General features: G+C 34.4%; 17 protein-coding genes and 2 pseudogenes. 7 read left to right on the forward strand and 12 right to left on the reverse strand.

Annotated elements, in window-relative coordinates:
• Positions 1-215 precede the first annotated feature (215 nt).
• Positions 216-1,019 (forward strand): endonuclease/exonuclease/phosphatase family protein, encoded by an 804-nt coding sequence (locus EKL95_RS13125; protein WP_126564391.1) that lies wholly within the window; start codon positions 216-218, stop codon positions 1,017-1,019.
• A 384-nt stretch (positions 1,020-1,403) separates the two neighbouring features.
• Here EKL95_RS13125 and EKL95_RS13130 read toward each other — a convergent pair whose 3' ends face one another.
• The gene (locus tag EKL95_RS13130; protein ID WP_126564406.1) at positions 1,404-2,663 is read right to left on the reverse strand and encodes an asparagine synthetase B; all 1,260 of its coding nucleotides are present in this window, start codon (positions 2,661-2,663) and stop codon (positions 1,404-1,406) included.
• Positions 2,664-2,973: 310 nt separating this feature from the next.
• Between EKL95_RS13130 and EKL95_RS13135 the strand changes: the two genes are divergently transcribed.
• A complete protein-coding gene (locus EKL95_RS13135; RefSeq protein WP_126561873.1) occupies positions 2,974-3,693 on the forward strand; it encodes a DUF547 domain-containing protein in 720 nt (239 codons plus the stop codon).
• Positions 3,694-3,826: 133 nt separating this feature from the next.
• On the opposite strand, the gene EKL95_RS13140 is transcribed toward EKL95_RS13135, so the two are convergent.
• Genes EKL95_RS13140 through EKL95_RS13155 form a run of 4 tightly spaced genes read right to left on the reverse strand, consistent with a single transcriptional unit; the run spans position 3,827 to position 6,315 of the window.
• The gene (locus tag EKL95_RS13140; RefSeq protein WP_126460942.1) at positions 3,827-4,492 is read right to left on the reverse strand and encodes a response regulator transcription factor; all 666 of its coding nucleotides are present in this window, start codon (positions 4,490-4,492) and stop codon (positions 3,827-3,829) included.
• Between the two features lie 3 nt (positions 4,493-4,495).
• Positions 4,496-5,287 (reverse strand): sensor histidine kinase, encoded by a 792-nt coding sequence (locus EKL95_RS13145; RefSeq protein WP_126460945.1) that lies wholly within the window; start codon positions 5,285-5,287, stop codon positions 4,496-4,498.
• Between the two features lie 14 nt (positions 5,288-5,301).
• On the reverse strand, positions 5,302-5,922 hold the full coding sequence (locus tag EKL95_RS13150) for a hypothetical protein (RefSeq protein WP_126460948.1): 621 nt from the start codon (positions 5,920-5,922) through the stop codon (positions 5,302-5,304).
• Complete coding sequence (locus EKL95_RS13155; RefSeq protein WP_126460951.1) at positions 5,923-6,315, reverse strand: hypothetical protein; 393 nt, start codon at positions 6,313-6,315, stop codon at positions 5,923-5,925.
• A gap of 288 nt (positions 6,316-6,603) precedes the next feature.
• Between EKL95_RS13155 and EKL95_RS13160 the strand changes: the two are divergent.
• The 3 genes and pseudogenes from EKL95_RS13160 to EKL95_RS13170 form a co-directional block, all read left to right on the forward strand.
• Positions 6,604-6,931, forward strand: a pseudogene (locus EKL95_RS13160) (IS1595 family transposase); the annotation flags it as partial.
• An 81-nt stretch (positions 6,932-7,012) separates the two neighbouring features.
• Complete coding sequence (locus tag EKL95_RS13165; protein WP_126561871.1) at positions 7,013-7,480, forward strand: hypothetical protein; 468 nt, start codon at positions 7,013-7,015, stop codon at positions 7,478-7,480.
• A 250-nt stretch (positions 7,481-7,730) separates the two neighbouring features.
• A complete protein-coding gene (locus EKL95_RS13170; RefSeq protein ID WP_126564392.1) occupies positions 7,731-9,575 on the forward strand; it encodes a PLP-dependent transferase in 1,845 nt (614 codons plus the stop codon).
• Between the two features lie 516 nt (positions 9,576-10,091).
• Here the strand turns inward: EKL95_RS13170 and EKL95_RS13175 are convergent.
• From EKL95_RS13175 to EKL95_RS13185, 3 genes are all read right to left on the reverse strand, one after another.
• Entirely contained in the window at positions 10,092-10,451 is a 360-nt protein-coding gene (locus tag EKL95_RS13175; protein WP_126460964.1) for a hypothetical protein, read from the reverse strand.
• Positions 10,452-10,513: 62 nt separating this feature from the next.
• Entirely contained in the window at positions 10,514-11,692 is a 1,179-nt protein-coding gene (locus tag EKL95_RS13180) for an AIR synthase related protein (protein ID WP_126460967.1), read from the reverse strand.
• A gap of 333 nt (positions 11,693-12,025) precedes the next feature.
• Positions 12,026-14,215 (reverse strand): glutamine synthetase III, encoded by a 2,190-nt coding sequence (locus EKL95_RS13185; protein ID WP_126460970.1) that lies wholly within the window; start codon positions 14,213-14,215, stop codon positions 12,026-12,028.
• Positions 14,216-14,517: 302 nt separating this feature from the next.
• On the opposite strand from EKL95_RS13185, the gene EKL95_RS13190 reads away from it, so the two are divergent.
• Complete coding sequence (locus tag EKL95_RS13190; RefSeq protein WP_126460973.1) at positions 14,518-15,483, forward strand: TerC family protein; 966 nt, start codon at positions 14,518-14,520, stop codon at positions 15,481-15,483.
• 60 nt (positions 15,484-15,543) lie between these two features.
• Here the strand turns inward: EKL95_RS13190 and EKL95_RS13195 are convergent, their stop codons facing one another.
• The 3 genes from EKL95_RS13195 to EKL95_RS13205 all read right to left on the reverse strand — a co-directional run bounded on the left by EKL95_RS13195 (position 15,544) and on the right by EKL95_RS13205 (position 21,250).
• Complete coding sequence (locus EKL95_RS13195; RefSeq protein WP_126460976.1) at positions 15,544-16,044, reverse strand: hypothetical protein; 501 nt, start codon at positions 16,042-16,044, stop codon at positions 15,544-15,546.
• Between the two features lie 189 nt (positions 16,045-16,233).
• On the reverse strand, positions 16,234-17,106 hold the full coding sequence (locus EKL95_RS13200; protein WP_126561869.1) for an alpha/beta hydrolase: 873 nt from the start codon (positions 17,104-17,106) through the stop codon (positions 16,234-16,236).
• 691 nt (positions 17,107-17,797) lie between these two features.
• Positions 17,798-21,250 (reverse strand): methylmalonyl-CoA mutase family protein, encoded by a 3,453-nt coding sequence (locus EKL95_RS13205; protein WP_126460982.1) that lies wholly within the window; start codon positions 21,248-21,250, stop codon positions 17,798-17,800.
• A gap of 239 nt (positions 21,251-21,489) precedes the next feature.
• Here EKL95_RS13205 and purU point away from each other — a divergent pair, with 239 nt between their 5' ends.
• A complete protein-coding gene (gene purU, locus EKL95_RS13210) occupies positions 21,490-22,344 on the forward strand; it encodes a formyltetrahydrofolate deformylase (protein WP_126460985.1) in 855 nt (284 codons plus the stop codon).
• A 273-nt stretch (positions 22,345-22,617) separates the two neighbouring features.
• Here purU and EKL95_RS13215 read toward each other — a convergent pair.
• A pseudogene (locus tag EKL95_RS13215) lies at positions 22,618-23,402 on the reverse strand (alpha/beta fold hydrolase).
• Positions 23,403-23,640: the final 238 nt, after the last annotated feature.

A 23,640-nucleotide genomic window follows, 5' to 3' on the forward strand; every position in this document is an offset into this window, starting at 1 on the left:
ATACAATTATTATTATTTCAAAAAAGGAGAATCCTATAACAAGTCTAAGTAATGAAATTTCTCCTTTGTCGATATAACCAAAATAAAATACATCAGAAAACAATATTAAACAATTCATAAGACTCGAAAAATTCCTCAAATTCCATTTAATTATCATACGTTTGAGCTACTCTAATTCTATCCGTAAAAAGTGATACTAATATTCTCCTAATTAAATGAAACCCCTATTTTCCTTACTGTTCCTCTTCCTAGCCACTTTTGCTTTCGCTCAAACCAAAATCCTTTCCTGGAACATAGCCAATTTTGGAAAATCGAAATCCGAAGAAACCATTACTTATATTGCAAAAACGCTGAAAGATTACGACATAATTGCCATTCAGGAAGTGGTTGCCGGATATGGAGGCGCACAGGCAGTAGCACGATTAACAGATGAACTCAACCGAAAAGGAGCTAAATGGGAGTATGTGATCAGTGACCCCACCAGCAGCAGTGCCTATAAAACCGAAAGATATGCCTTCATTTGGAAAACGAGCAAAGTAAAGAAAATAGGAAAAGCTTGGCTCGAAAAAAAATACCATCTAGAGATTGAGAGAGAGCCCTATTTTTGCACTTTTCAATATGAAAACAAACAATTCACGCTGGTGAATTTTCATGCTATTACTAAAAAAATGCAACCCGAAACCGAGATTAAATATTTCAAATTTTTACCTGATGAATATCCCATCTTGAATTTAATTTTTGCAGGAGACTTCAACTGTCCGCAATCACATTCGGTTTTCAATTCGTTGAAAAAAATGGGATTTCAATCTATTTTAGTAAACCAAAAAACCTCATTGAAACAAGAATGCAAAAAAGAGATTTGTCTCGCTTCTGAATTTGATAATATGTATTACAAAACTTCTAAAACTACACTTCTAAATTCCGGTATTATTCCTTTTTATAAAAATTTTAGCACACTAAAAGAAGCTCGAAAAATATCCGATCACGTTCCTATTTGGTTTGAATTTTCTTTGAATTGATATCCACACCGCATTAAGTGATGTTGTGACTAATGCAATTGATATTGTTTAGGAATATTTAGACAAGGAAAATGAAGATGGAAGCGTTTAATCATTTATCTTTTACATCACAAAAGCTACCGTAACAGGTGGCTTTTTTTTTGATTTTAAATTATTTGGAGCAATTCCTGCTGTTCGTTTTATCCACGCTAAAAAGCGTGGTATACCACTGCCATCAGGGCTAAAAAAACCAATTGGTACTGATTGTATTTTTCATACTAAGTAATAACCATGGTATAATGTCTAATTTTAAAATCAAGATAAAATTACATAACAATCTTATTTAAAGCTGTTTTACTTAAAGTTAATTCTTTTGACTTTACGACTTTTAAACTTTCGACTTACTTATGTCTTTAATTTTTTCTTTTTAGCTGCAGGGAACAACACATTGTTCAAAATCAAACGGTATCCGGGTGAATTTGCATGCAAGTCCAAAACTGTAGGGGGATCGCCTACCTGATGCTGAAAATCCTCCGGATCATGACCCCCATAAAAAGTGAACATCCCTTTCCCCTTCTGCCCATGAATATAACGGGCTTCGCCATTAAGTTCACCTGTCCCCATGACTAAAACATTCGATTTTACAAGTACCGCATCAAATGATGTTGTTTGTCCAATAAATCCTTTGACAAGTTGTGTGTGATTTTGACACAACATAGTGGGAATAGGATCCCATTTTGCCGAAAATTCCATTAAGGTAAAATAATCTTTTTCCATAGGAATTCTTCGTTTAGAGGTCATATCAATATCAGAGAACTCATATTGTTCAGGTCTTCGCTCTAAGATAAAATCTTTGAAAGCAAAAGAATTACTATAATTCATCTTCGATTGGTAATTGCCTTCACTCACATCCCCATCAAACATAGCTTCGCAAATATCTACTCCATCCGCTGCAAGAGCAATATCAAAACTATCTGTTGCGGAGCACATTGCAAACATAAACCCACCTCCTATTACAAAGTCCCTAATCTTTTTAGCCACAGCTCCCTTTTCGTCAGATACTTTTGAAAACCCTAATTTTGTCGCCAGTATTTCAGCTTCTTTCTTTTGTTCAATATACCAAGGTACATTTTTATAGGCTCCGTAAAACTTACCGTATTGCCCAGTAAAATCTTCGTGATGCAAGTGCAACCAGTCATAAAGCAACAATTGGTCTCCCAACACTTCCTGATCATATATAGCTGTAAAAGGAATTTCAGCATAGGTCAAGACCAGCGTCACTGCATCATCCCACGGTTGTTTCCCTTTTGGTGTATACACTGCAATCTTTGGTGCTTTCTCTAAAATAACGGATTCCATATTCTGGGACGGACTGGAGATTTCATTTAAGAGTATCACTTCTTCCTCATCAGAGATTATTTCAAAACTCACTCCTCTAATCCGGCACTCTTTGCGTATTTCCTGCGCATCAGGCACTAAAAAAGAACCGCCACGGTAGTTGAGTAGCCAGCTGACTTTGTGATTTTTTTCCAAACACCAAAACGTAATTCCATACGCCTTCAAGTGATTTTGTTGCGTGGTTTCATCCATTGGCAACAAAATAAAAGAAGCTTTTGCGGAAATTGATAGTAGAAAAATCAGAATATATATAAATCGCTTGTACATCATTGTATTGCCTTTTTATATTTCAAAGATAGAAAGGAAGCCGTTCAAATGAGAATAATTTAACTTTAAAATGAATGCACCAATCTAATTTAAATAAAACCACGTAAAAACACCTAAAGCCAGACGAATTAGTATCTATAAATTTGTAACTATAACCTAATCTACATTAAATGAAAAATTTAGTACTAAATTCAAAGGAAAACAATAACCATTTTAATTTTAAAACTATTTTTAAAAAAATTGGATTTTCTTTGTTAGTAGGACTTATTGTTGTTTTTTACACTTTATGTTTTAATTATTTTCTTCTGTAATGCTAAATCGAGACCAAAAAACACCACAACCAATTGTTTCAAAAAATTATTATGCCGCGTTATCAGAAGAAATCCTATCAACTGCAAAATTAGGAAAAGATACGACTTCCCTCAGAAGACAACTTTATTATATCAGACATACAAAAATCGAAAAGAGTCTGGACACTGATGCTTTAAAAAAAACTTTTTGGATTAATATCTATAATGCTTTTTATCTCATTATTCTAAACGAAACAAAACAAGACGACACTATGTATCGTCTTAAAAGGATAAAGATTGCACGTTCCATATTCTCGTTAAATGATATTGAACATGGTATTTTAAGAAAAAATAAATTCAAAATAGGATTAGGATATGTAACCAATCCATTTTATTCTGGTTTTATAAAAACCTTAGCCGTCAGTAAACTAGACTACCGAATTCACTTTGCGTTAAGAACTACAAATTTAAATCCTGATCCGTTTGATTATTTTAATTGTGATGAAATTGAATCACAGCTTGCTACTGTCACCACTGATTTTATCAAATTTGAAACTGAATTTGACCATGAATCAAAAAAAATGATCGTATCGCAATTTCTGTTTACCTATTTACGGGATTTTGGCGGAATACAATCCATAAAAAAAATGCTGAAAACTATTTTTAAAAAAGATTTCAAAGGATATTCGTTAAAGTTCAAGCCGTATAACAGAATCGAAAAAAAGCACCATATTTCTTAGTCCATTGGCATTTGTTAAAGGAATCCCTTATCTTAAAACCTGAATTTAAGTTGTTTAAAATTTTAAAAAAATCTTCTCTTTTTTTGCAAAAAAAAGTGCATCCAGCATTGCTTTTAGTACAAATGGGTTCTGATTAATCTTCAAACGGCATAATTTCATTTTGAACCGCATACACAACCAATCCTGCAATATTCCTGGATTCTGTTTTAAGCAACAAGTTATTTCGATGTCCTTCCACCGTTCTTGGACTTATAAAAAGTTGCTCTGCAATTTCTAAGGTGCTTTTTTGATAGCAAATAAGTTTGAGTACTTCCAATTCACGTACACTCAAAAATCCACTATCAAAGTTACTTTTCGTTTTTCTAGTGTTCAAAATATTGGTTTGAATAATTTTCATGACATATTCCGTATAGTAAAATCCTTTTAAAGCCACTTCATTTACGGTTGTAAGCAATTCTTGTGGTGTCGCATTTTTTATCACATAGGAAACAGCACCAACATCAATCATATTCGCCACAAAAGATTTAGAATCATAGCTGGTTAGCGCTATAATTTTTATTTCAGGGAATTCTTTATGGATGATCTTAGTGGCTTCGACTCCATTTAAAATTGGCATTTTCAGATCCATGATAATAATATCGGGATGATTTTTAGTACTGCGAAGGTAGGAAATCAATTCATCCCCATTGGAGGCTTCAAAAACAATCTCAATATTTGTTTCCCGTTCCAGCAAAAAAGAGATTCCTTTTCTAAAAAGAATTTCATCATCTACTAAAATTATTTGAATAACATCATTCATTATTTAAAAATTAAAAGTGACCGTAATCCCTTTATTTACAGCTGAATTAATGACAATAGTGCTGTTTAAAAAAGCGACTCTACTATTAATATTTTTCATCCCAAGACCTTTTTGCTTGTCTTTATTTTTCATATCAAAACCAATTCCATTATCAGAATAAGAGCATTTTTTGAGTCCGTAATTGTCCTCAAAAAGAATAGATATGACAGTTGCCTTACCGTGCCGAATGGAATTATTGATCAACTCTTGCAAGATTCTAAATACGTGTAAATGCTTCATATTATCTTTAATATCAAAGAAGGTTGTATTTTCATAATTTACCGTGACAACTTGAGAACTATTGCATTCCATGCATAATTCTCCCACTCCTGCATCTAGTCCAAATTTATCTAAAACCGGAGGTAACAAACCGTGTGCGATTTTCCTGGAACTATCCAGCGCTTTGGCAGTCAGATTGATGATATTCTCGGTAATTGTTCCTACCTCATCTTTGGTCAAATTTGGAGTATTTAACAAATGACTGTTCAAAGACACAATATTAAGCTGAGAACTGATGTCGTCATGTAAATCTTGGGCAATACGCTTGCGCTCTTCTTCTTGCGTAATAATTACGGCACTCAATAACTCTTTTTGATACTGGATTTCCAGATCTTTTTTTTCTAATTCTTTCTGGATAATTTTTTTTCTCGAAAAATAGAAAAACAAGATTAAGACGAATCCCATCAAAAGAAAAGCAACACAGGAATAAATAATTATTTCGATTATATCACTTTCATTTATTAATTCTGCCTTCATAAATATTTATTTAATTACTTTTTGGAAAAACTTTTTTTCCACTCTAGTAAAATGAATAATTGGTAGACTATATAGAGTCCTGAGTTCAATACCCAAGGTATTTTTGTGTATTCCAGTCTCAATATATTTGTCAAATTTCCTACTATAAATAAAATGGTGCTTCCAAATAAATAGAGTAAAATACCCATATTGATATAATAATACTCTTTTTTCTCATTTAATATGTTGTAAAGATGTAGGGTTGCGTAGCTAACTATTAAAAAAGAGGTAATGAATATTTCGAATAAATTGAATTTAAAAAACAAACTCGGATCTAGTACGTATTGAATTCCAATGACTGCTAAACCAGCATACAAACCCACTGTAACAATCTTTTTTTGATACGTCTCTTTTAATAAAACTTTGTAAAAAAAACTGAGTATTATAAACTGACCCACAAAATAAAAATGAGACAAATAAAGGTTATTAATATTAACTCTTGCCAAGACATTCGAAATTATTTGGATAACTAAAACCAACCCTAAATATCCTGTAAAAATCTTAAAGACTTTATCCTGAAGAGAAAAGCACCGGATAAATAAAACAAAATTCAAAAATAAAACCAAGAGACCTACATATATAAATACATTTAACATCTATTGTAGCATTAGAGTTTCAGGATCACAAGTAGATGGACAAGGAGACGTAAAATCATAAATATCATCTTCCGTTGCACCAGCGTCACCATTGTCTTGAGTGATCATATCAACATAAATTTGAGTTAGGGGATCATATTTTGTTCCCACAATCATTAATTTTTCTACTCCATCATCATCAACTCCTATGTATGCTCTCACTGCATCGACCCCTTCTTTGAGGACTTCTACTAAATCAATTTTAGGGATCAAAAAAGCATTTAAATGATGGTGTTTGTTATAATCCCCTTCTCGTTTAGACCATCGTTTTGCCCATCTTTGGGCTGTTTTTAACGGAATGACATTCACAACTTTTCCTTTTTTTAGGCTTCCAGAAGTAGTTTCTTGTGACATATTTATTAGGTTTGCAGATTACGGATTTTATAAATAAAAAATTATTAGCTAAACTACTGTTTTTTATTGTTTATACAAAACCAGCTTAGTAATTATACAAGCTACAATGTTCGTTTTCAAAATAAGCACCGATTGCTCAGGTCGCTTATTTAGTTCTTGTAACCCTGAATTTGGTTTGTAGAGAACCTAATTTGTATTAGCCCTGCTGAATGGTATTAATTTAATATGACTATCCGTCACTTGTACCAATGCTAAAAATAGCTTGTTTTTGAGTCATCAACCTATTAAATACGAGCTATGAACCTACCTGAATTTTTAGAGAAATACCCTGATTAAGTCACACGTAATAAGGGATTCAAAGCTAAACTACTTGAAATGGTAATTGTATGTAAAAAGTGTCAACACACCGAACATTACTTTCGTAAGGCAGATTTAAAATTTCAATGCAAAAAATGCGGTAGTCGTGTCAGTCTTCGTTCAGGCACCGTTATGGAGAATACTAATTTGCCTTTTCCAATATTGGATGCTCTGTATTGAACTCGTGATGCTGTCACAAAAGAGTTTTTCGGCATTAGAAATACAACGTATGTTGGGTCACAAACATTATGAACCCTTGGTAGGGTAAATTGCTTTAGAGTTGTCTTACTTGAGAATGCTATCAATAAAGAAGCACTCAATAATCACTAAAATAAAAATTATGAACACATTTAAAGCCTTACTCATTTTCATCACTATTGGTTTTGCCATAAATATAAATGCGCAAGAAGCCAATAGTACCGATGAACCAAAAAAAAACACAAAACAAGCTACGGTAACTTATTACCAACAACGCGCTGCAGAGGATGCAAAATATGAGCAGGAGTTTACTGCTCAAAACAACAGCGAAGACAAAGCTTTTTGGAAAGAACAAAAAAAATACGAAAAACAATTAAAGAAAAACAACAAAAAAGCTTATCGCGCCTACATTCAAGGAAAAAAAGAGGCATATGCAGAACATCACCAACATTGCAATCACGATCACCATAGCGATTATTTTTATAGCAATGCCCAGTTTTATTATTACCAATACGACAACAGACACAACTATCAGAGAAGACCAAATCGTACTATAATAAACACTCCGGTGCGAGTAAGCACTCCGAGCATTCGTTTAGGGATTTTTTAATTACGGGTAAACTATTTTTTTTTAATAATATCTTTTTTAAGACCGACGAAATAATTTTTGTTAAAGAATTCTGATTGAAGTTTCTATGCCATATATTTATTTACTGACTAACCAAAAAGAGCACTCCTAGAGGATTTATTCCTGACACTTTCACAACACTGACAACAGATCTGTAATAATAAAACCTCTTGTAACACTTTTAAATAAATCTAATTACTGTATATTACCATCTTATCTAAAGGTGGAAATTATGAAAGACAATAAAATAGTACGTTATATTAAAGACGTGTTAGAAAATAAGCCAACTGGCTGGTTGAATCTAACAACTCACAGACTAGATATTTATGACGAAAAATTGGCGAAAACTCAATTCTTAGAACAGTTTGAAATTTTATTTAATAGCAATAATTCTGAATCAAAGGCATTAGGAGAGTTACCCACTGCTTATGACTATATTCGATTAGGGCATCCATTATCTTGTATATTAGAATGGGTGATTGCCCACTTACATCATTTAAAACCAGAAAATGTAATTAGTTTTTCCTCAAAGACGACTCCGATTTTGGCAGTACTAAGGAAAAATTTATTAGCTGGCAAAAACACTCAAATTATTTACACTGGTGAATTACCAGAATTTTTTGATGTTGAAGTACTTCAGCACATTTATGGCTATACATTTGATTTAAAGAAGATTGAAAAAGAAACAGCCATTTCCAAGTTTGACGGGAGTACCATTTTCATTACGCAGCAAGATGAAATTAGCACTTTTGATTTTACCAAAAACATTGACTTTTTTATCAATGTTCATTCTGACTTTGGAAGTATTTTAGTTGTAAATGGAGACCAAAACGAAAGTTATATCCCCGAAATTCAGCATGTCAGAAGAAGAGAGACCATTGCAATGACGCCAGCCAATTGTCTTGCTATGTTGAAAATTCTGACAGCACAATCTTCTTTAGAACCAAAAGAGAATACTATCGAGACAAACAAAGCAATGGTTTTAGATTCGATTGCGACCATTACCGGAAGCAAGACAAAAGCACTAATTGCTTCCAGTGGACTATCAATTCAATATGCGGTTGTCATGGGATTAATTCATGATGCGAAGGAAAACCATAAAGGAAAGGCGATCAAAATTATTGTTCCCCCCAATTGTTACGGTGGTACAAACGACCAAGCCAGACGGGTTGCTGCTTGCATTGACTCTGTTCAAATACTGGATTTACTGGTTGACGGTGGTAAAGATATGGTTGAAAGTATTGCGCTTCTTTTAGATAAAATTGCTGACGAGGATGCTATTCCAATCATAATTGCTGAAATTCCAACAAATCCCAGAGTTGAAGTTCCGGATCTTTTCAAATTAAGCGCTACTTTGAGTAAACAGCGAAAAACTGCAACTGGTAAAATTGCTACAGATCCTATTTTTGTTTTAGATCAAACCTTTTGTCCAAATGTACACTTTTTAGGTGAAGAGGATATATTATCACCAATTAGGACCATTTCATATGTAAGCGGATCTAAATTTCCAAGTGGCGGGCAATGTACTGCGGGCTATTGTGTGGGAAATAAAAAAACGGAAGGGTTGATGAAAAAAATAGAATTTCATCTAAAACTTTGCGATAATGAGGCTACCAATCTTCAAATGGAGATTTTGGCAAAACAATTGCCTTCTATGAATCAAAGAATAAAGGATGCATATCATAATACACATGAATTTGTAAACTTCATAAAAAAAACTTTACCAGCGGCGAAAATTAATTTTGTTTCGTCAGCATTGGCAGACCAAGGATTTACCCCCTCTGTGTTTTCATTAGACCTTCCCAGTAAAGGGAACACAACGGAAGAAAAAGAAGCTCATAAAAGAGAGTTAAATCTTAGGTTAATAAATTTAATGATTAGAGAAATACCTAATGAAAGCAAGTTTTGTGTGAGTTATGGGCAGTTAAAAGGATGTTACTGGACAATTCCGGCAACATCAACTCAAGGGACGACTAAAGAGGGTGACAAAGATTACATCGTACGTGTAGCACTTTCTCCTACCATGGATTTAGAACTTCACAAAAAAGTTTTTTTAGATTTTGTCAGCCAAATTTAATTCTGATCCTATACCATTCCTCTATTTAACCTTGAAGGAAAAAACTAAGTAATGATCCATATTAACTAAAATAGAATTTTCTGATTTTTTTTTACAGAAACAGACAACCATTACAAGTAAACCACTGTGGAGGGATGGGTCAAAGATTTGGCTATTAATACCAAACAAAATTACTATTGGCTCCATAAAAAAGCTTTCAGAAAAGTATTTGAATGCTGATAAAATGATCTATTTAGTGGTAGGTGATGCTGAAACGCAGTTAAAAAAGCTGAAGAAAATTGGTTATGGAACGCCAATTCTTCTGAATACACCAGCGGTAAATAAGCTGATTTAAAACTAATTTGGGTTATAAGTAATAACCATGGTATAATGTCGTATTTTAAAATCAGGATAAAATTATGTAACAATATGATTTAAAGCTGTTTTACTTAAAGTTAATTCTTTTGACTTTACGACTTTTAAACTTTCGACTTACTTACATCACTGATTCTCATAGCCGCGATAGACGTGAAAATTTTATTCACTCATTTCATCATATCGCTCCGGAACTTGGGGATCATACAGCGAACATTTGAATTCATCCATTATATTCACTAAAGTATCCATTGTTTTTCCTTCAGTGCCATAACAATCAATTTTTACACTTTGGGGCGTCATCCTGATATGAAAAGCACCTGCACCATAGTTATTTTTCCAACTGTTCTCGTCTACTTTTTCCCATTTGGAGAATACAGAAGCAATTCTGTTCAAAATGACTTGTACCGGAAGTTCTTCAAGACCTTCAATTTCAGCTTGTTCTTCTGAAACAGCTTCATAAACTTCGTGATGGTTGAGATAAATCCCCTCCAGATATTTCCAAAAAACCAATTCGTACATAGATAAAAAATTAAAAGATTAAAGAATTGAAAGATTGAAAAATGAACTTCAATTGAAGCTTTTTAATATTCAAAAGTTCCGTATTCACTGGTAATAGTCAGTTTTTTTGAAGTAGCAGCTTCTACTCTACCTACGATTTGCGCATCAACATTAAATGATTTTGAAATCGCAATAATGTCTTGTGCAACAGCTTCCGGAACATAAATTTCCATACGGTGACCGCAATTGAAAACTTGGTACATTTCTTTCCAATCCGTTTTAGATTGTTCTTGAATTAACTGAAATAATGGCGGAACTGGAAATAAATTGTCTTTTATAATGTGTAGGTTTTCTACAAAGTGTAAAATTTTAGTTTGGGCTCCTCCACTGCAATGCACCATTCCGTGAATTTGATTGGAAGAATATTGGTCTAAAATTTTCTTAATGATTGGTGCATACGTTCTGGTTGGCGAAAGCACTAATTGTCCGGCATCGATTGGTGAATTTTCAACGGCGTCTGTCAATTTTACTTGTCCAGAATAGATTAATTCTTCAGGAACTAAAGCATCGAAACTCTCCGGATATTTGGTTGCCAAATATTTCCCGAAAACATCATGACGCGCCGATGTTAACCCGTTGCTTCCCATTCCGCCATTATAGTTTTTCTCGTAGGTAGCCTGGCCAAAAGAAGCCAATCCTACAATTACATCACCGGCTTTAATATTAGCATTATCAATTACTTTGCTGCGTTTCATACGAGCAGTTACTGTTGAATCTACAATTATAGTTCGAACAATATCGCCTACATCAGCAGTTTCTCCACCTGTTGAATGAATGGTCACCCCAAAAGATTCCAGTTCTTTAATCAGTTCTTCGGTTCCGTTAATAATTGCTGAAATTACTTCAGCGGTAATCAAATTTTTATTTCTTCCAATGGTTGATGAAAGCAGAATATTATCCGTTGCACCCACGCACAATAAATCGTCAATATTCATGATTAAAGCATCTTGGGCAATGCCTTTCCAAACAGAAATATCGCCTGTTTCTTTCCAATACATGTAGGCCAAAGAGGATTTAGTTCCCGCTCCGTCAGCATGCATGATCAGACAATATTCTTCGTCTTGAGTTAAATAATCAGGGACAATTTTACAGAAAGCTTGTGGATATAATCCTTTATCAATATTTTTTATCGCATTATGAACATCTTCTTTGGATGCCGAAACACCGCGAAGCGCATATCTTTTTGAAGTATCTGAACTCATGTAGTCTAGTTGTGAAGTCTGCTTTTATGCAGGTAGTTGTGCGGCAAAGGTAATTATTTTTTTGGGTTTTGCCTATCGAGTCATCAGAAGTGTTTCTTGCTAAAATTGTCATACTAAGAATATTTGTTTACACCCTTCAATTTAGCCTTTCAAGGTGCAAAACATCAAAAAAATGTCTACCTGAAACAGATAGACATTTTTATTAAATTTCAATGGCGCAATAAATTACTCCCAATCAAGCATGCATGCGTCAAAAAATAATACTACCCTAGAGCACCGGTAAATCCAGATATTATTTGACTTATAATGACACTCGATGTGTTAATAAGTAGATTACTTCGTAAATAACAATTCTCTGTATTTTGTTAGTGTCCAAATCTCATCATCCACTAACAGCTCCAGTTTATCACAATGGCTTCTAATTTCTTCAAAAAATGGTTTTACTTTATCACAATAAGCTAGAGCCATTTCATGTGCATCAGTAATTGCATTGGCTTTCTTTCTAGCTTCGGTCATTTCATGAACTTTAGAATTGATCCCCTCAATATGTCCGGAAATTTCTTTGATTAAAATGATTTGTTCTTTTGCAATTTTTTCAAAATCAGCACCAAAAATCTCTTTTAGTCCCTTCACATTTTCAATCAAAGTGTTTTGGTAGCGAATGGCTGTTGGAATAACATGGTTTTGAGAAAGATCACCTAAAACTCTACCTTCAATTTGAATTTTCTTAGTATACTCCTCTAATTCTATTTCATAACGTGCCTCCACTTCAATATGATTCATGATACCCATTTCAGAAAACAAATCTAAAGCTTGCTTAGAAGCTCTTGCTTTTAGTGCTTCAGGAGTTGTTTTAAAGTTACTTAACCCTCTTTTACCTGCTTCAATTTCCCATGCTTCACTATATCCGTCTCCTTCAAAAAGGATTTTCTTAGAAACTTTGATGTACTCTCTCAAAACATTGAAAATAGCATCATCTTTTTTCATGTCTTTAGATTCTATCAGCGCATCTACTTCAATTTTGAAATCTTTTAATTGTTTTGCTACAATAGTATTCAAAGTCGTCATTGAATTAGAACAGTTAGCTGATGATCCTACTGCTCTGAACTCAAACTTATTTCCTGTAAAAGCGAATGGTGATGTTCTATTTCTATCTGTATTGTCCAAAAGAACATCTGGAATTTTCCCTACTACATTTAGTTTTAAGTCTGTTTTTTCTTCTGGAGATAGTTTCCCTGCAGTTACACCTTCTAATTCTGCTAGAACTTTAGTCAACTGCGCCCCAATAAATACGGATATAATTGCTGGTGGTGCTTCATTTGCCCCTAGTCTATGATCATTACTTGCAGTAGCAATTGCACCTCTTAATAAAGACTCGTAATCATTTACTGCTTTTATTGTATTGATAAAGAAAGTCAGAAACTGTAAATTACTCATTGGAGTTTTACTAGGGCTCAATAAATTCACTCCTGTATCTGTTGCCAAGGACCAGTTATTATGCTTTCCGGAACCGTTCACTCCTTTGAAAGGTTTTTCATGAAACAACACTTTCAAATCATGGCGTTCTCCTACTTTTTGCATCACATCCATCAACAAGCAGTTATGATCAACAGCAAGATTTGTTTCTTCAAAAATAGGAGCCAATTCAAATTGATTTGGTGCTACTTCATTATGACGTGTTTTCACAGGAATTCCTAACAACATGCATTCTTGTTCCAAGTCTCTCATATACATTAAGGCACGAGTAGGTATAGACCCAAAATAATGGTCATCTAATTGTTGCCCCTTAGCCGATGTATGTCCTAACAAAGTCCTACCGGTCATCATAAGATCAGGACGCGAATTTGCTAAAGATCTATCAATTAAGAAATATTCTTGTTCCCAACCTAAAGTTGCAGTTACCTTTTTTACATTTTTATCAAAATATTTACATACTTCGGTAGCAGCGTCATCCATAGCGGTCAAAGCTCTCAACAAAGGTGTTTTATAGTCTAAAGCTTCCCCCGTATAGGAAATAAAAACCGTTGGAATACACAAAGTAGTTCCAAAAATAAATGCTGGAGATGTTGGATCCCAAGCTGTATACCCTCTAGCTTCAAATGTATTTCTGATTCCACCATTTGGAAAACTAGATGCATCCGGTTCTTGTTGTACTAATTGAGCGCCACCAAATTTCTCTACTGGATCACTGCCATCATACGAAGTTTCAAAGAAAGCATCATGTTTTTCAGCGGTTGTTCCTGTAAGTGGCTGAAACCAGTGTGTATAATGAGTCACCCCTTTAGCCAAGGCCCACTCTTTCATTCCCATTGCGATATAATCCGCTAATTTTCTGTCTATTTTAGTTCCATGTTGAACTGCATCGCGCACTCCTTTAAAAGCATCTGAAGTTAAAAACTGTTTCATTGCTTTGTCATTAAAGACATTTGAACCAAAAATAGTTGATTTTCTATCAGTCTCTTCAAATTTTACTGGAACTCTGTTTGATGCTTCTTTCAAAGCTTGAAAACGTAATGATGACATACAATTTTGTTTTAATTAATTAAACCCCCTATTATTTTGATGCAAATATAATTTAATAATTACTTTTATAAAATATTACCTCTGTTTTTTATGGGTAACCACGTCAAATTTATCAAATTAACAAAAAATATTAATTATAATAACAACTTAGCAATTTAAACACCCCTATTTATTTTTACTGATATTTTCATAAAATAAAATAAACATAGACAATCACAAACAACACCAAACTTTCGATTAAATATTTATTGAAGTTAAACAATCTAAAAGTATCTTTGTGCAACTTTTTAAATATATGATATATGATTGTCTGGATTTCTTTCTTAGTAGCCGTAATGATTTTCTTGGCTCTTGATTTAGGTGTTTTCAACAAAACGCCACATATTATAAGTTCAAAAGAAGCGGGTAAGTGGACTGCAATATGGGTTACTTTATCATTCCTGTTTTCCGGCGTTATTTATTGGCTCTACAACAATAATTATATCGCAAATCCGGATCAATTAACTCCCACAACAGCATCCATAAAGTTCATTACCGGATATTTAATTGAATTATCATTAAGCATTGACAACATCTTTGTCATAGCCATAATCTTTTCTGCTTTTAAAATTCCGCCACAATACCAGCATCGTGTTTTATTTTGGGGAATATTAGGGGCAATATTCTTTAGAGGCCTAATGATCTTTTTTGGCGTTATGCTAATCAATAAATTTTCTTGGATGACGTATATTTTTGGTGCTTTCCTGATCTATACTGCCATGAAAATGTTGTTTGGAAATGAAAATGAAAAATTTGAACCTAAAAAATCATTCGTCTATAAAAGCCTAAAAAAAATAATGCCCATATCTAATCATATGGATGAGGAGCATTTCTTTGTCAAAAGAAGACACATTACTGCCGCAACCCCTCTATTTGTAGCTCTTGTGGTTATTGAAGTCATGGATGTGGTTTTTGCCATTGATAGTGTTCCTGCTATTTTAGCCATTACTAATGACCCCTTTTTAGTTTTCAGTTCTAATATTTTTGCCATTCTAGGATTGCGATCCATGTATTTCTTTCTGGCTAATATGTTAGCTAAATTTAGTTATCTGGAATACAGTCTAATTGCTATTTTAAGTTTTGTTGGTGTGAAAATGTTAACCCATGACATACTAAAAAAATACAATTATGAAATTCCGGAATGGATGTCACTGGCTTTTATAGCGGTGGCTCTTATAGTGGGAATTGTAGTTTCACTTAGAAAAAACAGCAAAGAGTTTGTCTCCTAATTTTAAGGTCTATAAAAAAAGGAAATCTTTCGATTTCCTTTTTTTTTGACTTCTCTGAAATTATAAATTTATTTTTTGAATTTCACTTTTACTAACCTTCAATGAGGACATAACTGCATCCATATTATTTTTGTTTATTGTAGAGGCAAAATTTGCTGGTACAATTACTATTCTAAAAGTTTGATTTTGTGTCCAACTGGAATCTAAAGTATTCAGATTGAAATTAGCCGCAAGAAAAATTTTAACATCAAACCTGGAATAATCAAAATTAAAATCTAATTCACCACCATTATTCAGATAATACGTTTGAGGCATTAATTTCCAAATATCTGCTCCATTTACCGTATCATACAAATGGTATACTAAAACAGAATCCGAAGAATAAATTGGCGGATCAAATACAACCAAGCTGCTATAATTATTATTGGAGTTGAACGAAGTTGTAACTTCATACACTTCAGTTCGAGGACCGTTATCAACGGTATCATATAGTTCTGTCACTTCACAACTTTGTAGAGTCATCATCCCGATGAAAACTAAAAATAAGGTAATTTTTTTCATTCGTTATCGTTTTATAATTTATATTAAAAAACTCTATTCATGAATTGTGCCAAACTTTATTTTCAAAAAAAAGTGCTTTTCAATTATGGAAAAAAAACTTAAATTATACCTAATAATCCTGGGCTTAAAAGAAACTAAAAAAGCCTCTCAGATGAAAGGCTTTTTTAAAATTTTATTACTATTCGGTTATTATTTCTCCACAACAGCCACGCCATTATTGTTTAAAATTTTGCTAAAAAACAACACATGAGAAGGTAACGCATTTTCCCAATATTCCCACGTATGCGCTCCTGGCCGTTCCGTATAATCGTGAGCAACTTTATTATAAACAAGCCTTCGGTGTAATTCTCTATTGGATTCAATCAAAAAATCATCTACACCGCAATCTATAATCAATTCCAGTTTGTTACTTTTTATTTTATCCACCATATTCAAAACTGCACTGGAGGCATATACTTCCTGTGGCGCTCCTTCAATCCCAAAAACAGGTTCCATTAATTTAGTAACTCTTTCCTTAGATTCCGGATTAATCATGCTTCCCATATCAACAGCGCCGCTCATACTTCCTGCTGCACAAAATAGTTCTGGATGTCTTGTCGAAAGATACAATGCTCCGTGACCTCCCATAGAAAGTCCCGTAATTACACGTCCTTTTCTGTTGTTTATTGTCCGATAAGTGTTGTCTACTTTCTGAATTACTTCTTTTGTAATATACGTTTCAAACTGACTTCCCTTATTCACAGGGCTATCCAGATAAAAACTGAATGTTTCTCCTTCCGGCATTACGATTATGATATTATACTGATCTGCTAAATTGTGCAATAAATTCTTATCCGGAGTTTTAGACAACCAATCATTAAAATGACCATAAGCGCCATGCAACAGATAAAGCACGGGATAATTAATCTTGCTTTTTGCATACGAACTTGGTAATACTACCGCAGCTTTATACGTTTTATTCATTGCCATACTAGGAATTTGCAATGTATCGGCTTTTGCTGCATAAGAAACTACAGTATGACCAAGAAGAAAAAATAAGAATACAATTTGAAGTTTTTTCATACTATTCGGTTTTAAGGTAAAATGTAAATATAGTACTTTAACTCGTTGGGTGTAATTAATGAAAATTTCAATTAATCTTAACTAAAAAAAATGAACCACATAGAAACATAGAAAAAAAGAGTTGGACAGCCCAATTTTTGGCTTCATATAGCTATGATTTTCTCCAAAAAAGTGAAACGACTTACATAATTTTAAAATCTATGTTTCTATGTGGTTAAAAAATTAAACGCATTGGATTACACCCAACAGCTACTTTAGAATAAATGTAATAAAGTCGCAATAATTACATGAACAAAAAAAGACCTCTCATTACTGTAAGGTCTTAAAAAAAAAATAGATCATGCCCGCCCAAAAGCGGGATAAGCGATTCACACTCTTTTTGCGATGCAATTCAATACTGATTACCTTAGATCCCGCCCAAAAGCGGGATAAGCGATTCACACACTTTTTGCGATGCAATTCGATGCAATTCAATACTGATTACCTTAGATCCCGCCCAAAAGCGGGATAAGCGATTCACACACTTTTTGCGATGCAATTCAATACTGATTACCTTAGATCCCGCCCAAAAGCGGGATAAGCGATTCACACTCTTTTTGCGATGCAATTCAATACTGATTACCTTAGATCCCGCCCAAAAGCGGGATAAGCGATTCACACACTTTTTGCGATGCAAAAAGTGGTTCTCTGCTTACATATTTCTTCTGTATTGTCCACCTACTTCAAATAAAGCAGCTGTTATTTGTCCCAAGGAACAAACCTTGGTCGCTTCCATTAAATGCTCGAATAAATTTTCGTTTTTAATGGCTGCTTCCTGAAGCGTATTTAAATGATCCTTCACTACATCCTGATTGGATTGATGCAAATGGTTCAACATATCAATTTGGTATTGTTTTTCTTCCTCTGTGGCGCGAATTACTTCGGCGGGGATTACTGTTGGAGAACCTTTGGAACTCAAAAACGTATTCACACCAATGATAGGAAATTCACCTGTATGTTTCAAAGTCTCATAATACAAACTTTCTTCTTGAATTTTACTTCTTTGGTACATGGTTTCCATAGCTCCAAGCACGCCACCACGTTCTGTAATTCGGTCAAATTCTAATAAAACTGCCGCTTCGACTAAATCCGTTAGCTCTTCAATAATGAAAGCACCTTGAATTGGATTTTCGTTTTTGGCCAGTCCTAATTCTTTATTGATAATCAACTGAATTGCCATCGCACGACGCACAGATTCTTCTGTAGGTGTTGTAATTGCTTCATCATACGCATTGGTATGCAAGGAATTACAGTTGTCATAAATGGCATACAACGCTTGCAAAGTAGTACGAATATCATTGAAATCAATTTCCTGTGCGTGCAAAGAACGTCCCGAAGTCTGAATGTGGTATTTCAACATTTGCGCACGCTCGTTAGCGCCATATTTATTTTTCATGGCTTTCGCCCAAATTTTACGTGCCACACGACCGATAACGGCATATTCAGGATCTACACCATTCGAAAAGAAAAACGATAAGTTGGGTCCAAAATCATTGATATTCATACCACGACTCAAATAATATTCTACATACGTGAACCCATTAGAGAGCGTGAAAGCCAATTGTGTAATTGGATTTGCTCCCGCTTCGGCAATATGATACCCTGAAATAGAAACCGAATAAAAGTTCCTTACATTCTTAGTAATAAAATATTCCTGTACGTCACCCATTAATCGCAACGCAAATTCAGTAGAGAAAATACAGGTATTTTGCGCTTGATCTTCTTTAAGAATATCGGCCTGAACGGTTCCACGAACTTGAGATAACGTTCTTGCTTTTATTTCGTTATACACTTCCAAAGGTAAAACCTGATCTCCGGTTACACCCAAAAGCAGCAACCCTAAACCGTTATTCCCTTGGGGCAAATCCCCTTGATAATGCGGTCTTTCAACTCCTTTTGCTGCATATATTTTGTTGATTTTTACCTCAACTTCTTTTTCAAGGCCATTTTCTTTGATGTAAAACTCACATTGTTGGTCAATCGCTGCATTCATGAAAAACCCTAATAACATAGGTGCCGGTCCATTAATAGTCATACTCACCGAAGTCATTGCATGAACCAAATCAAAACCAGAATATAATTTCTTAGCATCATCCAAACAACAAATAGAAACTCCGGCATTACCTATTTTTCCATAAATATCAGGGCGTACATGTGGATCGTTTCCGTATAAAGTCACACTGTCAAAAGCCGTTGATAATCGTTTTGCCGGTAATCCCGCACTTACATAATGAAAACGTTTGTTCGTTCTTTCCGGTCCGCCTTCTCCGGCAAACATACGAGATGGATCTTCTCCTTCACGTTTAAAAGGATATAAACCTGCGGTAAAGGGAAATTCTCCAGGAACGTTTTCCTGCAAACACCAACGTAAAATATCACCCCAAGCTTTGTACTTTGGCAATGCAATTTTCGGAATTTGAGAATGTGAAAGGGACTCCGTGTGCGTGGCCATTTTGATTTCTCTATCCCGAACTTTGAACGTATACACCGGATTCTTGTACTTGTTTACTTTCTCGTCCCAAGTCAAAATGATTTCCCAGTTGTATGGATCCAAATCCATTTTTATTTTATCAAATTGATTTAGTAAAAGATTTAAAAATATTTTGTCCTCAGCAGCACCCGGTTTTTCAGATTCTAAAGCACTTGGCAAAACCGAATCGTCATTAATTCCTGTTTTATTCAATTCAGGGATTTTTCTAGTAACCGATTCAATCGTTTTAAAAATCCCGTACAATTTCTGAGCCACTTGTTCTTGGCTAACGGCCGTAACATCATACTTCCGGTTGCTCTCGGCAATTTCAGACAAATAACGGGTTCTGTGTGGCGGAATAACGAAAATCTTCTCGCTCATTTCACGAGTGATTTGGAATGTTGATTTCAAATCAGAATTCGTTTTTTCATGGACTTTATCCATTATCGCTTTGTACAGCGTATTCATTCCCGGATCGTTGAACTGCGAAGCAATAGTCCCAAAAACCGGAAGCGTATCTAAATTCGCATCCCATAAATTATGGTTGCGTTGGTATTGTTTTTTCACGTCTCTCAATGCATCCAGAGAACCGCGTTTGTCAAATTTGTTTATCGCTACCAAGTCAGCAAAATCAAGCATGTCGATTTTTTCTAGTTGAGTTGCAGCACCAAATTCAGGCGTCATTACATATAAAGAAACGTCAGAATGGTCCATAATCTCCGTATCAGATTGTCCTATACCTGAGGTTTCCAGGATTATGATATCATAATTTGCTGCTTTAATCACTTGGATTGCATCGGCAACATATTTAGACAAAGCCAAATTCGATTGGCGTGTGGCCAAAGAACGCATGTAAACTCGAGGGTTATTAATAGCGTTCATTCGGATTCTATCACCTAACAAGGCACCGCCGGTTTTTCTTTTTGATGGATCGACGGATATTAATCCGATAGTTTTTTCCGGGAAATCGATTAGAAAACGACGCACTAATTCATCCACCAAAGAAGATTTTCCTGCTCCACCTGTTCCTGTGATTCCAAGAACCGGAGTTTTACAACCCTGATTCTTTTTTTGGATAACTTCCAGAGTTTTGGCCGCTATGTCTGGGAAATTCTCTGCTGATGAAATAATTCTGGCAATTGCTTTTGGATTTTTTTCTTCCAAATGTTTTATTTCATCCGTCAGTTTATCTCCAACGGGATAATCAGATTGTTGTACTAAATCATTAATCATTCCCTGCAATCCCATCGCGCGACCGTCATCCGGCGCATAAATACGGGTGATTCCGTACGCTTGCAATTCGGCAATTTCAGAAGGCAGGATTACTCCTCCTCCTCCACCAAATATCTTGATTTGCCCAGCTCCTTTTTCCTGAAGCAAGTCATACATGTATTTGAAATATTCGTTGTGTCCGCCTTGATACGAAGTTATCGCAATAGCATTCGCATCTTCCTGAATCGCGGTATTGACCACTTCTTCCACACTACGATCGTGACCCAAATGGATTACCTCAACGCCTGTAGACTGAATGATTCTACGCATAATATTGATTGCAGCATCGTGACCGTCAAAAAGCGCAGCTGCGGTAACAATTCTTACTTTATTGTTAGGGATATATGGTTTTTGTTGTTCCATTTTATGAATATGATAATTTAAGACTGCAATTTACAATTTTATTTTAAAAATTATCCGTTGTTACTGTTGGTTATTAATAAATAATAAAGTTTATGCCATGTAGGACAACAAATAGATTAAAATTGGGCTATTTTTTTAAACATAAAACAACCCAATCTAACTTTTTTATAAACACAGATACATTTAGTTTTGAAAAACACTAATCATTACTAAAAAACAAAGCTAAAAACAAAATGCTAATGCAAAAAATTACAATCCTAATCCATTGCAAAGATCAAAAAGCAATTATTGCCTCCGTTACAAATTATATTGCCTTCATTGATGGCAATATAATCTACCTAGACCAACACGTTGATGCTAATGAGAATGTGTTTTTCATGCGTTTAGAATGTGAATTCAATACCAAAAATTGGAATATTGAAGCTATTAAAAATGATTTTCAAGCAACGTTGGCTTCACCGTTTAATATGTCCTGGGCAATGTACACCCAAGATGAAAAACCAAAAATGGCATTATTTGTTTCAAAATACGACCATTGTTTGTATGATATTTTAGGACGCCACAGCGCTGGTGAATTGCCACTAGAAATTCCTTTGATAATAAGCAACCATGAGGATTTGAAACCAGTAGCAGACCGTTTTAATATTCCGTTTCATTATGTACCTTTTACCAAAGATACAAAAGCCGAAGGCGAGCAAAAACAACTGGATTTACTGAAGCAGTATACTATTGACTTTATTGTTTTGGCTCGCTACATGCAGATTATCACCCCTAAATTGATTGCGCAATACCCGAATCAAATCATCAACATTCATCATTCCTTTCTCCCTGCGTTTCCCGGGGCAAAACCCTATCACTCAGCTTTCATGAGAGGTGTTAAAATCATAGGCGCTACCAGTCATTATGTGACTGAGGAATTGGATGAAGGTCCAATTATCGAGCAGGATATTACCCGAGTTACACACAGTCATTCTATTGAAAATTTCATCATGAAAGGACGTGATCTGGAACGTACGGTTTTGGCAAGAGCCATAAAACTGCATGCCGAGAGAAAAACAATAGTATATGACAATAAAACGATAGTATTTCTATAGACTTATTACCCTTTAAAATCCAGGTCTTAAACAAAAAGATAACTCAAAATTAAAACCTGAGACAGTCCATCGTGTAACTTGCTACCGAGTGAACAAAAAGTATGCATTGAAACAAAGTAAAAAAAACTTAACGTATGTACAACAAAGTAATAACAAAATCTTAACAGCAAAACGCCTCTGTAAGTGTGATCTTTGCAGAGTAATAAACTGGTTATTTATTATTTTGGTTTTGGTTAGTTAAAGAATTGCCTGCATAAAAAATGCAGGCAATTTTTATTTAGCAGTGTTTATAAAAGAAAGAACAGCATCGTTAAAAACATTAGGCTGTTCCACATTGACTACATGTCCACAGTTTTGTATTACAAACAACGTAGACGATTTGTAATGATTTTCTACCACTTTTTTAACTGATGGTAAAAACATATAATCCTCTTCGCCCATCACATAAAGCGTAGGAATATTTAACTCGACCTGACGGAACCATTTGAGTACCGGATTTATTTCGGCGGTGAGTTTAAACCATTTGATAAATTCTTTTTGGTATAATTTCTTGGCCTCGTTGATAAAAAGCACCCGAGACTGTTTGTGACTTTTTTTGGCATGATGACAAAGGCAAAAAACTGATATAAAACCAAATAAGGCAGTACATATTTAAACAAATTACCCAATCGCATCAATACTTGAGAACGGAAATTCATTTTCAATATCGCACCGCCAAGGATCATGCTTTGCACGCGTTCCGGATACATTTCAGCCAATTGTCTGATGAGTATGGTTCCCAATGAAATTCCGACAAAATGTGATTTTTCAATTTTGAGATGGTTTAAGACTTCCAGAATATCATTGGCCAAAGCCGAAAAAGTATATTTTTGTTTGAAAGCTGTTTTCAGCGTAGGTTTTGATTCCCCGTGACCGCGTAAATCCAATAATAAAACACTATGCTGTTTCTTAAAATCCCGTATTTGTTTGAACCATATAGACGAACTTCCACCAGCACCATGAACAAAAGTTACCCATTGGTCGCTGTTTTTATTTTCGTAAATGGTATAATTGATCACGTCTTTTTTTTGTAAAAATAGCACATTAATTTTAAATCCCAATCTTAACAAATAATAATGCTTCTTTTAAGATCGTAAAATGTAAATTTGCATAAAATCATCACCCATGAAAGGATTATTGCAAGAGAAAAGTGAAATAGAAAAGCTTAAAAAAGAGTACCAAAAGTTCTCAGAACTAAATTTCCATATCGAAAATTCTTCTGTTAAATCGATCGTGACAACAGAAAAATTGATTTTA

The organism is Flavobacterium sp. LB2P53 (genome assembly GCF_003970305.1).
Lineage (GTDB): Bacteria > Bacteroidota > Bacteroidia > Flavobacteriales > Flavobacteriaceae > Flavobacterium.